This is a genomic window from Paraburkholderia sp. Cpub6, from assembly GCF_014201065.1.
In the GTDB taxonomy this organism is placed as follows: Bacteria; Pseudomonadota; Gammaproteobacteria; order Burkholderiales; family Burkholderiaceae; genus Paraburkholderia; species Paraburkholderia tuberum.
Genome location: NZ_JACHDM010000007.1, coordinates 62,937 through 77,410, shown reverse-complemented (window position 1 = coordinate 77,410; position 14,474 = coordinate 62,937). Strand labels below are relative to the sequence as shown.

Annotated in this window: 15 protein-coding genes; 12 read left to right on the top strand and 3 right to left on the bottom strand. The window is 64.2% G+C overall.

What is annotated here, in order from left to right:
• The first annotated feature begins 83 nt into the window (after positions 1–83).
• Both HDG33_RS14940 and HDG33_RS14935 read left to right on the top strand, forming a co-directional pair.
• A complete protein-coding gene (locus tag HDG33_RS14940) occupies positions 84–1,010 on the top strand; it encodes a CysB family HTH-type transcriptional regulator (RefSeq protein WP_184029210.1) in 927 nt (308 codons plus the stop codon).
• 178 nt (positions 1,011–1,188) lie between these two features.
• Complete coding sequence (locus HDG33_RS14935; RefSeq protein ID WP_184029207.1) at positions 1,189–2,235, top strand: asparaginase; 1,047 nt, start codon at positions 1,189–1,191, stop codon at positions 2,233–2,235.
• Positions 2,236–2,494: 259 nt separating this feature from the next.
• Here HDG33_RS14935 and HDG33_RS14930 read toward each other — a convergent pair whose 3' ends face one another.
• From HDG33_RS14930 to gcl, 3 genes are all read right to left on the bottom strand, one after another.
• Complete coding sequence (locus HDG33_RS14930; RefSeq protein WP_184029204.1) at positions 2,495–3,406, bottom strand: 2-hydroxy-3-oxopropionate reductase; 912 nt, start codon at positions 3,404–3,406, stop codon at positions 2,495–2,497.
• 72 nt (positions 3,407–3,478) lie between these two features.
• Positions 3,479–4,288 carry a 2-oxo-tetronate isomerase gene (gene otnI / locus HDG33_RS14925; RefSeq protein WP_184029201.1) on the bottom strand — a complete coding sequence of 270 codons (810 nt, stop codon included), beginning with the start codon at positions 4,286–4,288 and terminating at the stop codon, positions 3,479–3,481.
• 129 nt (positions 4,289–4,417) lie between these two features.
• Positions 4,418–6,193 (bottom strand): glyoxylate carboligase, encoded by a 1,776-nt coding sequence (gcl, locus tag HDG33_RS14920; protein WP_184029175.1) that lies wholly within the window; start codon positions 6,191–6,193, stop codon positions 4,418–4,420.
• A 171-nt stretch (positions 6,194–6,364) separates the two neighbouring features.
• Between gcl and HDG33_RS14915 the strand changes: the two genes are divergently transcribed.
• From HDG33_RS14915 to HDG33_RS14870, 10 genes are all read left to right on the top strand, one after another.
• Positions 6,365–7,279 carry a substrate binding domain-containing protein gene (locus HDG33_RS14915; protein WP_184029161.1) on the top strand — a complete coding sequence of 305 codons (915 nt, stop codon included), beginning with the start codon at positions 6,365–6,367 and terminating at the stop codon, positions 7,277–7,279.
• 178 nt (positions 7,280–7,457) lie between these two features.
• Positions 7,458–8,330 (top strand): RNA polymerase sigma factor, encoded by an 873-nt coding sequence (locus HDG33_RS14910; protein ID WP_184029133.1) that lies wholly within the window; start codon positions 7,458–7,460, stop codon positions 8,328–8,330.
• Positions 8,320–9,336 carry an anti-sigma factor gene (locus tag HDG33_RS14905; protein WP_184029122.1) on the top strand — a complete coding sequence of 339 codons (1,017 nt, stop codon included), beginning with the start codon at positions 8,320–8,322 and terminating at the stop codon, positions 9,334–9,336. The genes HDG33_RS14910 and HDG33_RS14905 overlap by 11 nt, the downstream gene beginning before the upstream one ends.
• Before the next feature lie 190 nt (positions 9,337–9,526).
• On the top strand, positions 9,527–9,901 hold the full coding sequence (rpsF, locus tag HDG33_RS14900) for a 30S ribosomal protein S6 (RefSeq protein WP_013089311.1): 375 nt from the start codon (positions 9,527–9,529) through the stop codon (positions 9,899–9,901).
• A gap of 69 nt (positions 9,902–9,970) precedes the next feature.
• The gene (priB, locus tag HDG33_RS14895) at positions 9,971–10,270 is read left to right on the top strand and encodes a primosomal replication protein N (protein ID WP_008922420.1); all 300 of its coding nucleotides are present in this window, start codon (positions 9,971–9,973) and stop codon (positions 10,268–10,270) included.
• A gap of 2 nt (positions 10,271–10,272) precedes the next feature.
• Complete coding sequence (gene rpsR / locus HDG33_RS14890; protein WP_013588504.1) at positions 10,273–10,548, top strand: 30S ribosomal protein S18; 276 nt, start codon at positions 10,273–10,275, stop codon at positions 10,546–10,548.
• 27 nt (positions 10,549–10,575) lie between these two features.
• A complete protein-coding gene (gene rplI, locus HDG33_RS14885; RefSeq protein ID WP_184029119.1) occupies positions 10,576–11,028 on the top strand; it encodes a 50S ribosomal protein L9 in 453 nt (150 codons plus the stop codon).
• Between the two features lie 169 nt (positions 11,029–11,197).
• Positions 11,198–12,586 carry a replicative DNA helicase gene (locus HDG33_RS14880; protein ID WP_184029116.1) on the top strand — a complete coding sequence of 463 codons (1,389 nt, stop codon included), beginning with the start codon at positions 11,198–11,200 and terminating at the stop codon, positions 12,584–12,586.
• A 115-nt stretch (positions 12,587–12,701) separates the two neighbouring features.
• Entirely contained in the window at positions 12,702–13,328 is a 627-nt protein-coding gene (locus HDG33_RS14875; RefSeq protein WP_018418171.1) for a DUF47 domain-containing protein, read from the top strand.
• Positions 13,328–14,338: an inorganic phosphate transporter gene (locus HDG33_RS14870; RefSeq protein WP_184029113.1), complete on the top strand. Its 1,011-nt coding sequence runs from the start codon at positions 13,328–13,330 to the stop codon at positions 14,336–14,338. Before HDG33_RS14875 ends, HDG33_RS14870 begins: the two co-directional genes overlap by 1 nt.
• The last annotated feature ends 136 nt before the right edge of the window (positions 14,339–14,474 follow it).

The window sequence follows — 14,474 nt, the reverse complement described above, 5'->3', positions numbered from 1 at the left end:
GAGAACGTATCGGCCGTACCGCGTGGTTCGCCTGGCATGTGCGGCTCCAATAACTCAACTCTGGCAGAACCGGAGACACAACGATGAATTTCCAGCAATTGCGCTTCGTGCGCGAAGCCGTGCGGCAGAACATGAACCTGACCGAAGTGGCGAACGTGCTCTACACCTCGCAGTCGGGCGTATCGAAGCAGATCAAGGATCTCGAGGACGAACTCGGGGTCGACATCTTCATCCGCCGCGGCAAGCGTCTGACCGGGCTCACCGAGCCGGGCAAGGCCGTGCATCAGTTGATCGAGCGGATGCTGCTCGATGCGGAGAATCTGCGCCGCGTCGCGCGTCAGTACGCGGATCAGGACAGCGGCCACCTCGTCGTCGCGACCACCCACACGCAGGCACGCTACGCATTGCCGAAGGTGGTTCGGCAGTTCACGTCGGTGTTTCCGAAAGTGCATCTGGCGCTGCGCCAGGGCAGCCCGCAGCAGATCGCGCAGATGATCATCAACGGCGAGGCGGATATCGGCATCTCGACCGAGGCGCTCGACCGTTTTCCCGACATCGTCACGTTCCCGTGCTATTCGTGGCATCACGTCGTGGTGGTGCCGAAGGATCATCCGCTCGTCGGCCGTGCGAATCTGACGCTTGACGAGATCGCCGAATTCCCGATCGTCACCTACGACCAGGACTTCACCGGCCGCTCGCATATCGATCAGGCGTTCGCGAAAGCGGGTGCGTTGCCCGACGTCGTGCTGACCGCGATCGACGCAGACGTGATCAAGACCTACGTCGAACTCGGCATGGGTATCGGCGTGGTCGCGGCAATGGCCTACGACCCGAAGCGCGACAGCGAACTCGTCGCGCTCGACACGCAGCATCTGTTCGAGGCGAGCACGACGCGTGTCGGCTTGCGCAAGGGCGCGTTCCTGCGCGCGTACGCCTATCGGTTGATCGAGATGTTCGCGCCGCAGTTGAGCGAGGCAGACATCGCGGCGCAGTTGCGCGAGGCGGCTTAGAGCCGCGAGCAGCTTAGGGTGGGACTCGCACCCGTCGTCAATACTTGTGGTGATGAGTGCAATTGGGCACCGCATGAGATTTAAGCCCGCTCGCGCGTTGCGCACGCTCGCGCAAGCCGAACCCGCGTCCGGTCTTCCACGCATGGCGACGCGAAGCGCATCGCTTACAATCGCCGCCATGAATACCTCGACTTCTCCCTCTCTCCCGATTCCCCCCGGCCATAGCACCGCGCCGACGCTGCCGCGGATCGCGGTGCTCGCGACCGGCGGCACGATCGCCGGCGCGGCCCCGGATGCCGCCAATACGTCGGGCTATCAGGCGGGCGTCGTCGGCGTCGATCAGCTGCTCGCGGCGGTGCCGGCGTTGTCTACGGTCGCGCGAATCGCGCCCGAGCAGATCGCCAGCGTCGACAGCAAGGACATGTCGCTGCCGCTGTGGACCACACTCGCGCAACGCATCAACGCGCTGCTCGCGACGGACGACGTCGACGGCCTGGTGGTCACGCACGGTACCGATACGCTCGAAGAAACCGCCTATCTGTTGCATCTGACCGTCAAGTCGGACAAGCCGGTCGTGTTGACCGCGGCGATGCGCCCAGCGTCGGCGCTCTCCGCCGACGGTCCGCTGAACCTGCTAAATGCGGTGACGGTCGCCGCGCACGCGGCGGCACGCGGGCAGGGCGTGCTGGTCGCGTTTAACAACCGGATTCATAGCGCGCGCGACGTTGTGAAAACGAGCACGTATGCGGTCGATGCGTTCCAGTCGCCCGAAATCGGCGCGCTCGGCTGGGTGCAGGATGGCCGCGTCGAGTTCCAGCGCGGCGTGGTGCGCGCGCATACGGTCGCGAGCGAATTCGCAATCGATGCGGCGTGGCCGCAGGTGGAGATCGTCACGAGCTATGCGGGCGTGTCGCGGATCGCCATCGATGCGCTGGTCGCCGCGGATGTGCGCGGCATCGTCGTGGCGGGTACGGGCAATGGCTCGATCCACCAGTCGTTGCAGCAGGCACTGGCGGATGCCGCGTTGCGCGGCGTGGCGGTGGTGCGCTCGTCGCGCGTGGGTTCGGGGCATGTGATGCGCAACGGCGCGGCGGCCGACGATGCGCTCGGTTTCGTCAGCGCGGGATCGCTGAATCCGTACAAGGCGAGGGTGCTGCTGATGCTGGCGCTGGCCGCGGGCCACACTGCGCCGGCGGCGTTGCAGAAGGTGTTCGATACGTATTGATTGGCGAATCCGACAGCCGGACACCCGACGACGACGTCTGACCGACCAAGGCTTCCCCGTCACCGACGGGTGCCGCTGCGGACCCCACTTGCCGCTCTCAGCCCAGAGCGGCGCGATTTGCCCGTTACGCCGCGCCGGCAACCCAAGCTGCCGTGCAACGAACGGGCGCCCCACCTGTGTTCACCGTGAGCTCGCCGATGCCGAAGCGGCAACCGGCGGAATCAACGGCGAGCTGAACTGAAGAGGAAGCACGAAGACCTCAAGCCGCCTTCGCTTCCTCGCTATCCGGCGCCTGCGCGACTTCATGATTCGCCATGATTTCGAGCGCGCGCACCATCGCCGAGTGATCCCACGCCTTGCCGCCGTTCGCGGCGCAGACGCTGAACAGTTGCTGCGCGCTCGCGGTATGCGGCAGCGCGATGCCGAGCTTACGCGCGCCATCGAGCGCGAGATTCAGGTCCTTCTGATGCAGCTCGATGCGAAAGCCCGGATTGAACGTGCGCTTCGTCATGCGCTCGCCATGCACTTCGAGAATCCGCGACGACGCGAAGCCGCCCATCAGCGCGCGCCGCACCCGCTCTGGGTCGGCGCCCGAGCGCGACGCGAACAGCAGCGCTTCCGCGACCGCTTCGATGTTCAGCGCGACGATGATCTGGTTCGCGACCTTGCAGGTCTGACCCGCGCCGTTGTCGCCGATCAGCGAGATGTTCTTGCCCATCAGTTCGAACAACGGCTTGGCCAGCGCAAAGGCTTTCTCGGGACCGCCGACCATGATCGTCAGCGACGCATCCCGCGCGCCGATTTCGCCGCCGGACACCGGCGCATCGAGATAGTCGACGCCGAGCGCGTTGATCTTCTTCGCGAACGCCTGGGTGTCGAGCGGCGAGATCGAGCTCATGTCGATGACGAGCTTGCCTTTGGCGAGGCCGGCGGCGACGCCGTCGTCGGCGAACAGCACGTTGGCGACGTCCGGCGTGTCCGGCACCATGATGATGACGATGTCGGCGGCCTGCGCGACCGCGGTCGAACTGGCGACCACGCTCGTGCTCTTCGCGATGTCGTCCAGTACCGGATACGCGCCGTTCACGAACAGCGCGTGACCGCCCTTGATGAGGTTGCGCGCCATGTGCGCGCCCATGATGCCGAGTCCGATGAAGCCGATCTTTGCCATGTGTGTGAATCTCCAGGGTTATAGGGGGCGTGCGTTGAGGCTTCAGGGTTCCATCAGGAACCCCAAGGCGCCTCAAGCCGCCGCATGCGCCGCGCCGCGCGCCTGACCTGCCACGCTTTGCACCCAGCCGAGGCCGGCATCGGTCGTCGTGCGCGGCTTGTATTCGCAACCGACGTAGCCGTCGTAGCCGAGCGAGTCGAGCAGCGCGAACAGATACGGATAGTTGATCTCGCCGGTGCCCGGTTCGTGCCGCCCAGGGTTGTCCGCGAGCTGGATATGCGCGATCCGCGCGAGGTTCTTTTCGATCGTCGCCGCGAGTTCGCCTTCCATCCGCTGCATGTGATAGATGTCGTATTGCAGGAACAGATTGTCCGAGCCGACCTCGCGAATCACGTCGAGTCCATCGCGCGAACGGTTCAGCGCGAAGCCCGGAATGTCGTACGAGTTGCATGGCTCGACGAGCAGCCGGATGCCGGCCTTCCTGAGCTCGCTCGCGGCAAAGCGCAGGTTGTCGACGATCGTGGCGCGGGCGGTATCGGCGTCGACGTTCGCGCCCGCAATGCCGACGAGGCAGTTCAGTTGCGGCACCTTCAAGGCGCTTGCGTATTCGATAGCGCGGCCCACGCCTTCCTGAAACTCGGCGACCCGATCGGGCAGGCACGCGATGCCGCGTTCGCCGGCTTCCCAGTTGCCGGCCGGCAGGTTGTGCAACACCAGCTTGAGGCGGTTCTGTTGCAGACGTGCGCTCAATTCGGCGATCGAATACGGATAGGGAAACAGGAATTCGACGGCATGAAAGCCGGCATTGGCCGCTGCCGCGAAACGGTCGAGGAACGGCACTTCGTTGAACAGCATCGTCAGGTTCGCTGCGAATTTAGGCATGGTGCTTTTGTCTCTCAGGTCGGTCAGGGAGTGGCGCGCTGGTCGTGATGAGGCGAGGGCGCGGAGCATGAACTCGGCCCTCGCGCATCGAGCGCGCTGAATGCTGCGAATACGGCGAAGACGCAACGCTCAATCGAGCAGGCTGATCGCCGTCGGCGCGTCCTCGCGCTTTTCCGCGAGTTCCTCGAACTCGTTGATCGCGTCGATCTCGGTGCCCATCGAGATGTTGGTCACGCGTTCGAGAATCACTTCGACGATCACCGGCACGTTGAACTCGGCGAGCATCGACTGCGCTTTTTGCAGCGCCGGCTTCAGCTCTTCCGGCTTGAACACGCGAATCGCCTTGCAGCCGAGACCTTCGGCCACCGCGACGTGATCGACGCCATAGCCGTTCGTCTCCGGCGAGTTGATGTTCTCGAAGCCGAGCTGCACGCAGTAGTCCATTTCGAACGCGCGCTGCGCCTGGCGAATCAGCCCGAGGTACGAGTTGTTCACGACGACATGCACGTACGGCAGCTTGAATTGCGCGCCGGCCGCGAGCTCCTCGATCATGAACTGGAAGTCGTAGTCGCCCGACAGCGCGACGATCGGCCGTTGCGGATCGGCCGCGCGCACGCCGAGCGCCGCCGGAATCGTCCAGCCGAGCGGGCCGGCCTGGCCGCAGTTGATCCAGTTGCGCGCCTTGTACACGTGCAGGAATTGCGCGGCGGCGATCTGCGACAGGCCGATCGTGCTCACGTAGCACGTGTCGCGGCCGAACACCTGGTTCATCTCTTCGTAGACGCGCTGCGGCTTCATCGGCACGTTGTCGAAGTGCGTCTTGCGCAGCATCGTGCGCTTGCGTTGCTGGCAATCGGCAACCCACGCGGCGCGATCCTTCAGCTTGCCCGCGGCCTTCCATTCGCCGGCGACTTCGACGAACAGTTCGAGCGCGGCCTTCGCGTCCGACACGATGCCGAGATCCGGGCCGAACACGCGGCCGATCTGGGTCGGTTCGATATCGACGTGCACGAACTTGCGCCCCTTCGTATAGACATCGACGCTGCCGGTGTGACGGTTGGCCCAGCGGTTGCCGATGCCGAGCACGAAGTCGGACGCGAGCATCGTCGCGTTGCCGTAACGATGCGAGGTCTGCAGACCGACCATGCCGGCCATCAGCGGATGGTCGTCGGCAATCGCGCCCCACGACATCAACGTCGGGATCACCGGCACGCCGAGCGTTTCGGCGAACTTCACGAGCAGGTCTTCGGCTACGGCGTTCACCACGCCGCCGCCCGACACGATCAACGGCTTGTCGGCATCGTTGAGCAGCGTCAGCGCTGCCTCGATCTGCTTGCGGGTCGCCTTCGGCTTGTAGACCGGCAGCGGCTCGTACGTGTCGATGTCGAATTCGATTTCGGCGAGCTGCACGTCGATCGGCAGATCGACCAGCACCGGGCCCGGGCGGCCCGAGCGCATCAGATGGAACGCCTGCTGGAACACACGCGGCACCAGCGCCGGCTCGCGCACGGTCACGGCCCACTTGGTGACGGGCTTGGCGATCGATTCGATATCGACGGCCTGGAAGTCTTCCTTGTACAGACGCGCGCGCGGCGCCTGGCCTGTGATAGCCAGAATAGGAATCGAGTCGGCCTGCGCGGAGTACAAACCGGTGATCATGTCGGTGCCGGCGGGTCCCGACGTGCCGATGCACACGCCGATGTTGCCCGGCTGCGCACGGGTGTAGCCCTCGGCCATGTGCGATGCGCCCTCGACATGGCGCGCGAGCACGTGGCTGATGCCGCCGGCTTTGCGCATCGCCGAGTAGAACGGGTTGATCGCTGCGCCCGGCACGCCGAACGCGGTATCGATGCCTTCTTTTTCGAGCACCAGAACGGCGGCGTCGACGGCTCTCATTTTGGCCATGAATGTCTCCTCAAGGTCGGGAATTACGTCGGTTGAGGGACACTGTAGGCCTGCGCCAAAGGTTTGATAAGATCAGTCCGGGTCGCTTATTCCGAAACAAAAAGTATGGAATGACGTGAAGCCCGGCGCACGGCCGGCATCAGCCCGGCAAGAGACAGGTGGGAGACGAACATGGACCGCTTCAAACAGATCGAAACCTTCGTGCGGGTCGCCGATGCGGGCAGTCTCGCGGCGGCGGCGCTTGAGGAAGGCGTGTCGCCGGTGATTCTCGGGCGGCGCATCGATGCGCTCGAGAAGCGCCTCGGCGTGAAGCTGATGTATCGCACGACACGGCGGCTCGTCGTCAGCGAGGACGGCGCCGCGTTTCTCGAACGCTGCCGCGGGCTTCTCAGCGAATGGGATCAGGCGGAAAACGAACTGAGCGCGGGGCGCCGCGCGGTGAACGGCCATCTGATCGTGTCGGCGCCCGCCGCGTTCGGGCGTAAGCACGTCGCGCCGCTCGCGCCTGCATTTCTGCGCGACAAACCCGAGTTGCAGATGTCGTTCAATCTGACCGACCGGGTCGTCGATCTGGTGCGCGAGGGCTACGATCTGTCGATCCGCATCGGCGGCGCGGTCGATCCGAACTTCGTCGCGGTGAAGCTCGCGTCGAACCGGCGCGTGGTGTGCGGTACGCCCGACTATTTTCGCCGTCACGGCAAGCCGAAGACGCTCGAGGATCTGCCGGCCCACAACTGTCTCGCGTTCAATCTGCAAGGCGGGCAGAACCGCGGCTGGTATTTCCGCCGCAACGGCAAGCTCGCGACGGTGCGGGTGGGCGGCTCGCTCGACTGCAACGATGGCGAACTGCTGCATCGCTGGGTTTCGGAGGGGCTCGGACTCGGCTGGCGTTCGACGTGGGAAATCCAGCGGCAGCTCGCGCGCGGCGAGCTCGAGACCGTGCTCGACGATTATGCGCTGCCCGATTACGACATTCTTGCGGTCTATCCGCAGCAGCGCTTCGTGCCGGCGCGCGTGCGCTATTTCATCGACTATCTGAAAGACGTGTACGCGAGCGACGACTACTGGAACCGGCCATCGTACTAGCTGGCGAGCGGGGCGCGCAGGCGATCGCGGTCTTTCTTGCGAATGCTCGCCTGAGTCGGGAATAAACTCGGTCTATGGCCAGTTCTGCTGTGAAAGACACGTCAGGAACGACACCTCGCGGGGCGCTCGACAGCAGCGACCCGCACGACGCAGCCGCCATGCCCTTGGAGGGGCCCACGTGGTCCAGACCGATTCAGACGCCGATGCCGATGCAGCGAAAAGCCGCCGCTTCCAGCAGCTGGCGTTGCCGCATCTCGACGCCGCGTACAACCTCGCGCGCTGGCTGTGCGGCAATCCGAACGATGCCGAGGACGTCGTGCAGGAAGCGTTCATGCGCGCGTTCCGCTTCTTCGATACGTTTCGCGGCGACTCCGCGCGGCCGTGGCTGCTCGCGATCGTGCGCCGCACCTGGTACACGGAATGGCGCCGTCGCGCGCCGTCGCACGACATGCTCGAATTCGACGAAACGATGGACGACGCGACCCTCGACGGCTGGAGCGCGGGCGGCGACGATCCGCAGACGCTGCTGATCCGCGACGAGGATGCACGCCAGGTACACGACGCGTTGGCGCGTTTGCCGGTCGAGTATCGCGAGGTGCTGATCTTGCGCGAGCTCGAGGAGATGGGATATCGGGAGATCGCGGTGGTGGCCGATGTGCCGATCGGTACGGTGATGTCGCGGCTCGCGCGTGGGCGGCGCAAGCTGGCGGAGGTGTTGATGGCGCAGCAGCGAGGCGGGGGGGAGTCGGTTGGCGGGGGGCGCAAAGGCCGGCAGGGTGACCGGCGCGGGTCGACGCAAGCGCCGCTGGAGCAGGGGGCGCAGTCCGGGCGAGTCGTGCAGTCGGCGGCCGTCGCGCCCTCGGGGTCGTCCACGCCCTGCGCGCCGTCCGACCGGCCACCGCGAAGTTCCGGCGACGGCCGCGCGGCATCATCGGCGGTCGTGCCCGCCACCGCAACAGTGACGCAACTCCGGGCGTTTGCCGACGGCCGGCCCCTCAACATTCCCGGCGCTGCCGCCGACCCCGCTCAGGAGACGCCGGATGGACTGTAACGAAGCTCGGCCGCTCCTCGATGCGAATGCCGATCACGAACTGCCGGCGCCTGACGCGCGCCGGGTCCAGCAGCATATCGAGAGCTGCGACGACTGCCGGCGCGCGAGCGACAACCTGCGCGCGCTGAGCGGCGCGCTGCGCGCGGCGCCGTATCATCGGGCGCCGCAGTCGTTGCGGGCGCGGATCGTGGCGGGCTTGCCCGGCGCGGTCGAGGGAGGAACTGCGGGGTTGGCCACGACGGCGGCGCCTGAAGATGCGGAGGAGGAGTCTACCGGCAGCGCTAGCGCCGGGATGACCGACATGGCGACGTACGAACCTCAGCGTCAGCGTCGTTGGGCGCGGCGGCCCGCGTGGCTCGACCGGTGGCTCAGTGGCTTCAGCGGTCCGGGTCGCTCGGGCGATTCACGCGGCCGGCTAATCGGCTTCAACGGACCGCATGCCGCCGGCGGCGCCAACCGCGTGGTCGCGCGCGGCGGTCTCGCGGTGCTCGTGATCGCGCTGTGTGTGGCCACCGCTGTCCTGACGCTGACGCTGCGCCGTCCCGCCGAATTCACGCCATTCACCGACGAACTCATCGAAAGCCATGTGCGCGCGCAGGTTTCCGGCCGCGACATCGACGTAATTTCGACCGACCGTCACACGGTCAAGCCATGGTTCAACGGTCGGCTCGACTATTCGCCGCCGGTCGAGGACCTCGCGGCGGCCGGCTTCGCGCTGGAGGGGGGGCGGCTCGACTACCTCGCGCACCAGCGGGTCGCGGTGCTCGTGTACCGCTACGGCAAGCACGTGATCGACGTGTATGTGTTTCCGCAGTCCACGACGCGTGGCATTGACGGCGCGGCGCCGGCATCGCTCGCCCACGACGGCTATTCGATCGCGCACTGGGACGCGGCGGGCATGACCTGGTGGGCGATCTCGGACTCCGCACCCGATGCGCTCAAGGGGCTCGAAGCGGCGCTCAGAGCGCGTTTGCAGAGCGGCAGCCAGCGCACGGAAGCGGGTTGAGGGGCAAGAACGGCCCGACTTCCGCGCCCCCCCACCTAAGCTCTTGAAAATACATCCGATTCCGCCGCCGAATCGGCGGAATTCCTTGCAACCCGTCCCCATTCGGGATACACTCTTCGGCTTCTCACTTGCCGCACCGGTTCCGACGCCCGGGCGGCTTCTATCCAAAAGTCAGCACAAGGAGTGTGTAATGCGTCATTACGAAATCGTCTTTATCGTGCATCCCGATCAAAGCGAGCAGGTGCCCGCCATGATCGAGCGTTACAAGAGCACGATCACGTCGCACGGTGGTCAGATCCACCGCGTCGAAGACTGGGGCCGTCGCCAACTGGCCTACATGATCGAGAAACTCGCGAAGGCTCACTACGTCTGCATGAACATCGAGTGCGACCAGACCACGCTCGACGAGCTGGAACACGCGTTCAAGTTCAACGACGCCGTTCTGCGTCACCTCATCGTCAAGATGAAGAAGGCCGAAACCGGCCCGTCGCCGATGATGAAGGAAGTGCAGCGCGAAGAAGCCAAGAAGTCGGCAGCAGCTCAGCCGACCGAAGCGCAGGCTTAAGACTCATTATTTAAGCTGCCAGACACGCAGCGTCGCTTCGCTCACGTACACGAAGACATAAACAGGTACATGAACCGGCTGCAACTTACGGCGAGCGTCGTCGAACGCGAACCGGTGCGGTACACCCCCGCCGGCGTTCCGATTGCAAGCTGCACGTTGCATCACCGCACGGAAGTCGTCGAGGCGGGCATTGCCCGTCAGGTCGAACTGACCATGCAGGCGGTCGCCGCGGGCGAAGCGAGCGGTAAGCTCGAAAACTGTCAGATGGGCGTCGAAACGCTCTTCACAGGTTTTCTGGCTAAAAAGCACCGTAACGCGCGAACTCTGGTATTTCACATCACAGCATTGCAGGACATTGGAAAGGACTAATCATGCCCCGCCCGACTGGTAAGAAATTCGACAAGCGTCGTCAGCAACAGAACCCGCTCTTCAAGCGCAAGAAGTTCTGCCGTTTCACGGCTGCTGGCGTCGAGTACATCGACTACAAAGACATCGAAACGCTGAAGGACTTCATCGGCGAGAACGGCAAGATCACGCCGGCACGTCTCACGGGTACCAAGGCGCATTATCAACGCCAGCTGGACACGGCTATCAAGCGCGCACGTTTCCTCGCGCTGGTGCCGTACACCGACCAGCACAAGGCCTAACCCGACGACGCGATAAGGAGCATCCGAATGCAAATCATTCTTCTGGAAAAAGTCGTCAATCTGGGTAACCTCGGCGACATCGTGAAGGTCAAGGACGGTTACGCACGTAACTTCCTGATCCCGAACAAGAAAGCTCGCCGTGCTACGAAGGAAGCCCTCGCTGAATTCGAAGTGCGCCGCGCAGAACTCGAAAAGCACGCCGCTGAAAAGCTGGCAGCCGCTCAGGCTCAAGGCGAAAAGCTGGCAGGCCAGACCGTTCAGATCAATCAGAAGGCTGGCGTCGACGGCCGTCTGTTCGGCTCGGTGACGAACGCCGACATCGCCGAAGCGCTCGGCAAGCAAGGCTTCGCAGTGGAAAAGGCGCAAGTGCGTCTGCCGGAAGGCCCGCTGAAGATGGTTGGCGAGCACCCGGTTCAGGTTTCGCTGCACACCGACGTTCTCGTCGATGTGACGGTGGCCGTGATCGGCGAGCACGTCTAAGCCGACCGCGTCTAAGCATCAGGCAGGATCAGCCAGCGTATTGCTGGTGAAGAGCAGGGGCCGGGAAACCGGCCCCTGCTTTTTTTGTGCCCGACTATCTCTCGTATATCCCCGCATTTGCGTTTTTTCCGCTCGCAGCCGTCGCCGGATTGCCCGATAATTCCTCCCCATGAACGCACCGTCCAAAGATCCCCAACTCGAGTCGCTGAAAGTCCCGCCGCATTCGATCGAAGCCGAGCAATCGGTGCTGGGCGGCCTGCTGCTCGATAACGCGGCCTGGGACCGCATCGCCGACTTCCTCGCGCAAAGCGACTTCTACCGCTACGACCACCGCATCATCTTCGAGCACATCGGCAAGCTGATTGCGGCCACGCGGCCGGCCGACGTGGTCACCGTCTACGAAGCGCTCGGCACTTCGGGCAAGGCGGAAGAGGTCGGCGGCCTCGCTTACCTGAACGCGCTCGCGCAGAACACGCCGAGCGCGGCCAACATCCGCCGCTATGCGGAAATCGTGCGCGACCGCGCGGTGCTGCGCCGGCTCGTGTCGGTCGCCGATGAAATCTCCGCCGACGCGTTCAACCCGCAAGGCAAGGAAGTCCGGCAATTGCTGGACGAAGCGGAATCGAAGGTGTTCTCGATCGCCGAAGACGGCGCGCGCGGCACCCAGGGCTTTCTCGAGATCGGGCCGCTGCTGACCCAGGTGGTCGAGCGGATCGACACGCTCTATCACACCGCCAATCCGAGCGACGTGACCGGCACGCCGACCGGCTTCGTCGATCTGGATCGTATGACCTCGGGCATGCACGGCGGCGAGCTGATCATCGTCGCGGGCCGTCCGTCGATGGGTAAGACGGCGTTTTCGATGAACATCGGCGAATACGTCGCGGTCGAGTACGGACTGCCCGTCGCGGTGTTCTCGATGGAAATGCCGGGCACGCAACTCACGATGCGTATGCTGGGCTCGGTCGGCCGGCTCGATCAGCATCGCATGCGAACCGGGCGCCTGACCGACGAGGATTGGCCGAAGCTCACGCATGCGGTGCAGAAAATGAGCGAGGCACAGATCTTCATCGACGAAACCGGCGGTCTGAACCCGATGGAACTGCGCTCGCGCGCGCGCCGGCTATCGCGCCAGTGCGGCAAGCTCGGGCTGATCATCATCGACTATCTGCAGCTGATGAGCGGCTCGTCGTCGGGCGAAAACCGCGCGACCGAAATCTCGGAAATCTCGCGTTCGCTGAAGAGCCTCGCGAAGGAGCTCGACGTGCCGGTGATCGCGTTGTCGCAGCTGAACCGCGGTCTCGAGCAGCGGCCCAACAAGCGGCCAATCATGTCGGACCTGCGCGAATCGGGCGCTATCGAACAGGACGCCGACGTGATCCTCTTCATCTACCGCGACGAAGTGTACAACCCGGACAGCCCAGACAAGGGCACCGCGGAGATCATCATCGGCAAGCAGCGGAACGGTCCGATCGGTCCCGTTCGGCTCACTTTCCACGGCCAATACACGAAGTTCGACAACTTTGCGGGCGCGCAGAACTTCTACGGCGGCGAGTGACGCAAGGCGCCGTGGGCTGTTGTAACGGCGCTGTCGCGAGTGCGGCAATGATGGCGGAACGGTACAATATGGCGGTTTTATGTCAGCCATAACGTGACCCATTTCCAGGACCCCAATGTTCGGTCGATTCATGCCCACCGAGGGCAAGTTCTTTGAAATCTTCAATTCGCACGCAACGTGCATCATCTCGGCAAGCCGCGAACTCGAGCTCCTGATCGACAATCTGCAGGACGCCGAAACCCACAAGCAGAACGTACAAAAGGCCGAGAAAGCGGCCGACAAGCTCACGCACGAAGCCATCGACCTGCTGCACAAGACCTTCATCACGCCGCTCGACCGCGACGAGATCCACAAGCTGATCACGACGATGGACGACATCCTCGACCTGATGGAGGACGTCGCCACCGCGATCTCGCTGTACGACGTGCAAGCGGTCACGTCGGAGGCGAGCCAGCTCGCGCATATCTGCACGGCGACCTGCGAGCGCGTGCAGTTCGCGGTCAGCCTGCTGTCGGACATGAAGCAGGCGAGCCAGATCCTGAAGGCCTGCGAGGACATCGACCGGCTCGAATCGGAAGCCGACCGCGTGCTGCGCGCGGCGATGTCGAAGCTGTTCCGCGAGGAAGACGACGTCAAGGTCCTGATCAAGCTCAAGGCGATCTACGAGCTGCTCGAAACGATCACGGACAAGTGTGAGGATGTGGCCAACATCATCGAAGGCATCGTGCTGGAAAACGCATAATGCAATCGATACAACTCGCTATCTGGGTCGTCACCGGCCTGGTTGCCATTGCTTTGGTGTTCGACTTCATGAACGGTTTTCACGACGCGGCGAATTCGATCGCCACGGTCGTGTCGACCGGCGTGCTGAAGCCACAGCAGGCGGTGGCGTTCGCGGCGGCGTTCAACGTCATCGCGTATTTCGTGTTTCACCTGAAGGTGGCCACGACCGTCGGCAAGGGCACGATCGACCCGGACATCGTCGACCACTACGTGATCTTCGGCGCGTTGGTCGGCGCGATCGCGTGGAACGTGATCACCTGGGTCTACGGCATTCCGTCCAGCTCGTCGCACGCGCTGATCGGCGGCCTCGTGGGTGCGGCGCTCGCGAAGTCGGGCTGGGGATCGCTGAACTGGGATGGCCTGATGAAGACCGTCGCGTTCATCTTCATTTCACCGCTGCTCGGCTTCGTGCTCGGCTCGTTTTTCATGCTGCTGGTGTCGTGGCTGTACTTCCGCACGCCGCCTAGCAAGGTCGACCGTCGCTTCAGGCGTCTGCAATTGTTCTCCGCTGGCCTGTACAGCCTGGGTCACGGTGGCAACGACGCGCAGAAAACCATCGGCATCATCTGGATGCTACTGATCGCCACCGGCTTCGCGTCGATGAAGGCGGACGCGCCGCCGCTGTGGGTGATCGGCGGCTGCTATCTGTCGATGGGTCTCGGTACGCTGTTCGGTGGCTGGCGCATCGTGCGCACGATGGGCCAGAAAATCACGAAATTGAAGCCGGTCGGCGGCTTCTGCGCGGAGGCGGGCGGAGCGATCACGCTTTTTACCGCCTCGGCGCTCGGCATTCCCGTCTCTACCACGCATACGATCACCGGCGCGATCGTCGGAGTCGGCGCGACGCAGAAGCTGAGCGCGGTGCGCTGGGGTGTCGCCGGCAACATCGTCTGGGCCTGGATTCTGACGATCCCGGCTTCCGCGGTGCTGTCCGGCGGGGCCTGGTGGCTGGGCCACCACTTCCTGTAATCACCATGCGATGCAGGCCTGCGCTGCCGGGTTCGGCTGAGTCTGGCTGAACAGCACGCGCGGGCTTCGGCTACATGCCGCCCATGGCATCGCACCGGTGTCCCTATAAGCAGTTCGACTAAAAAGCGCGTTGCAC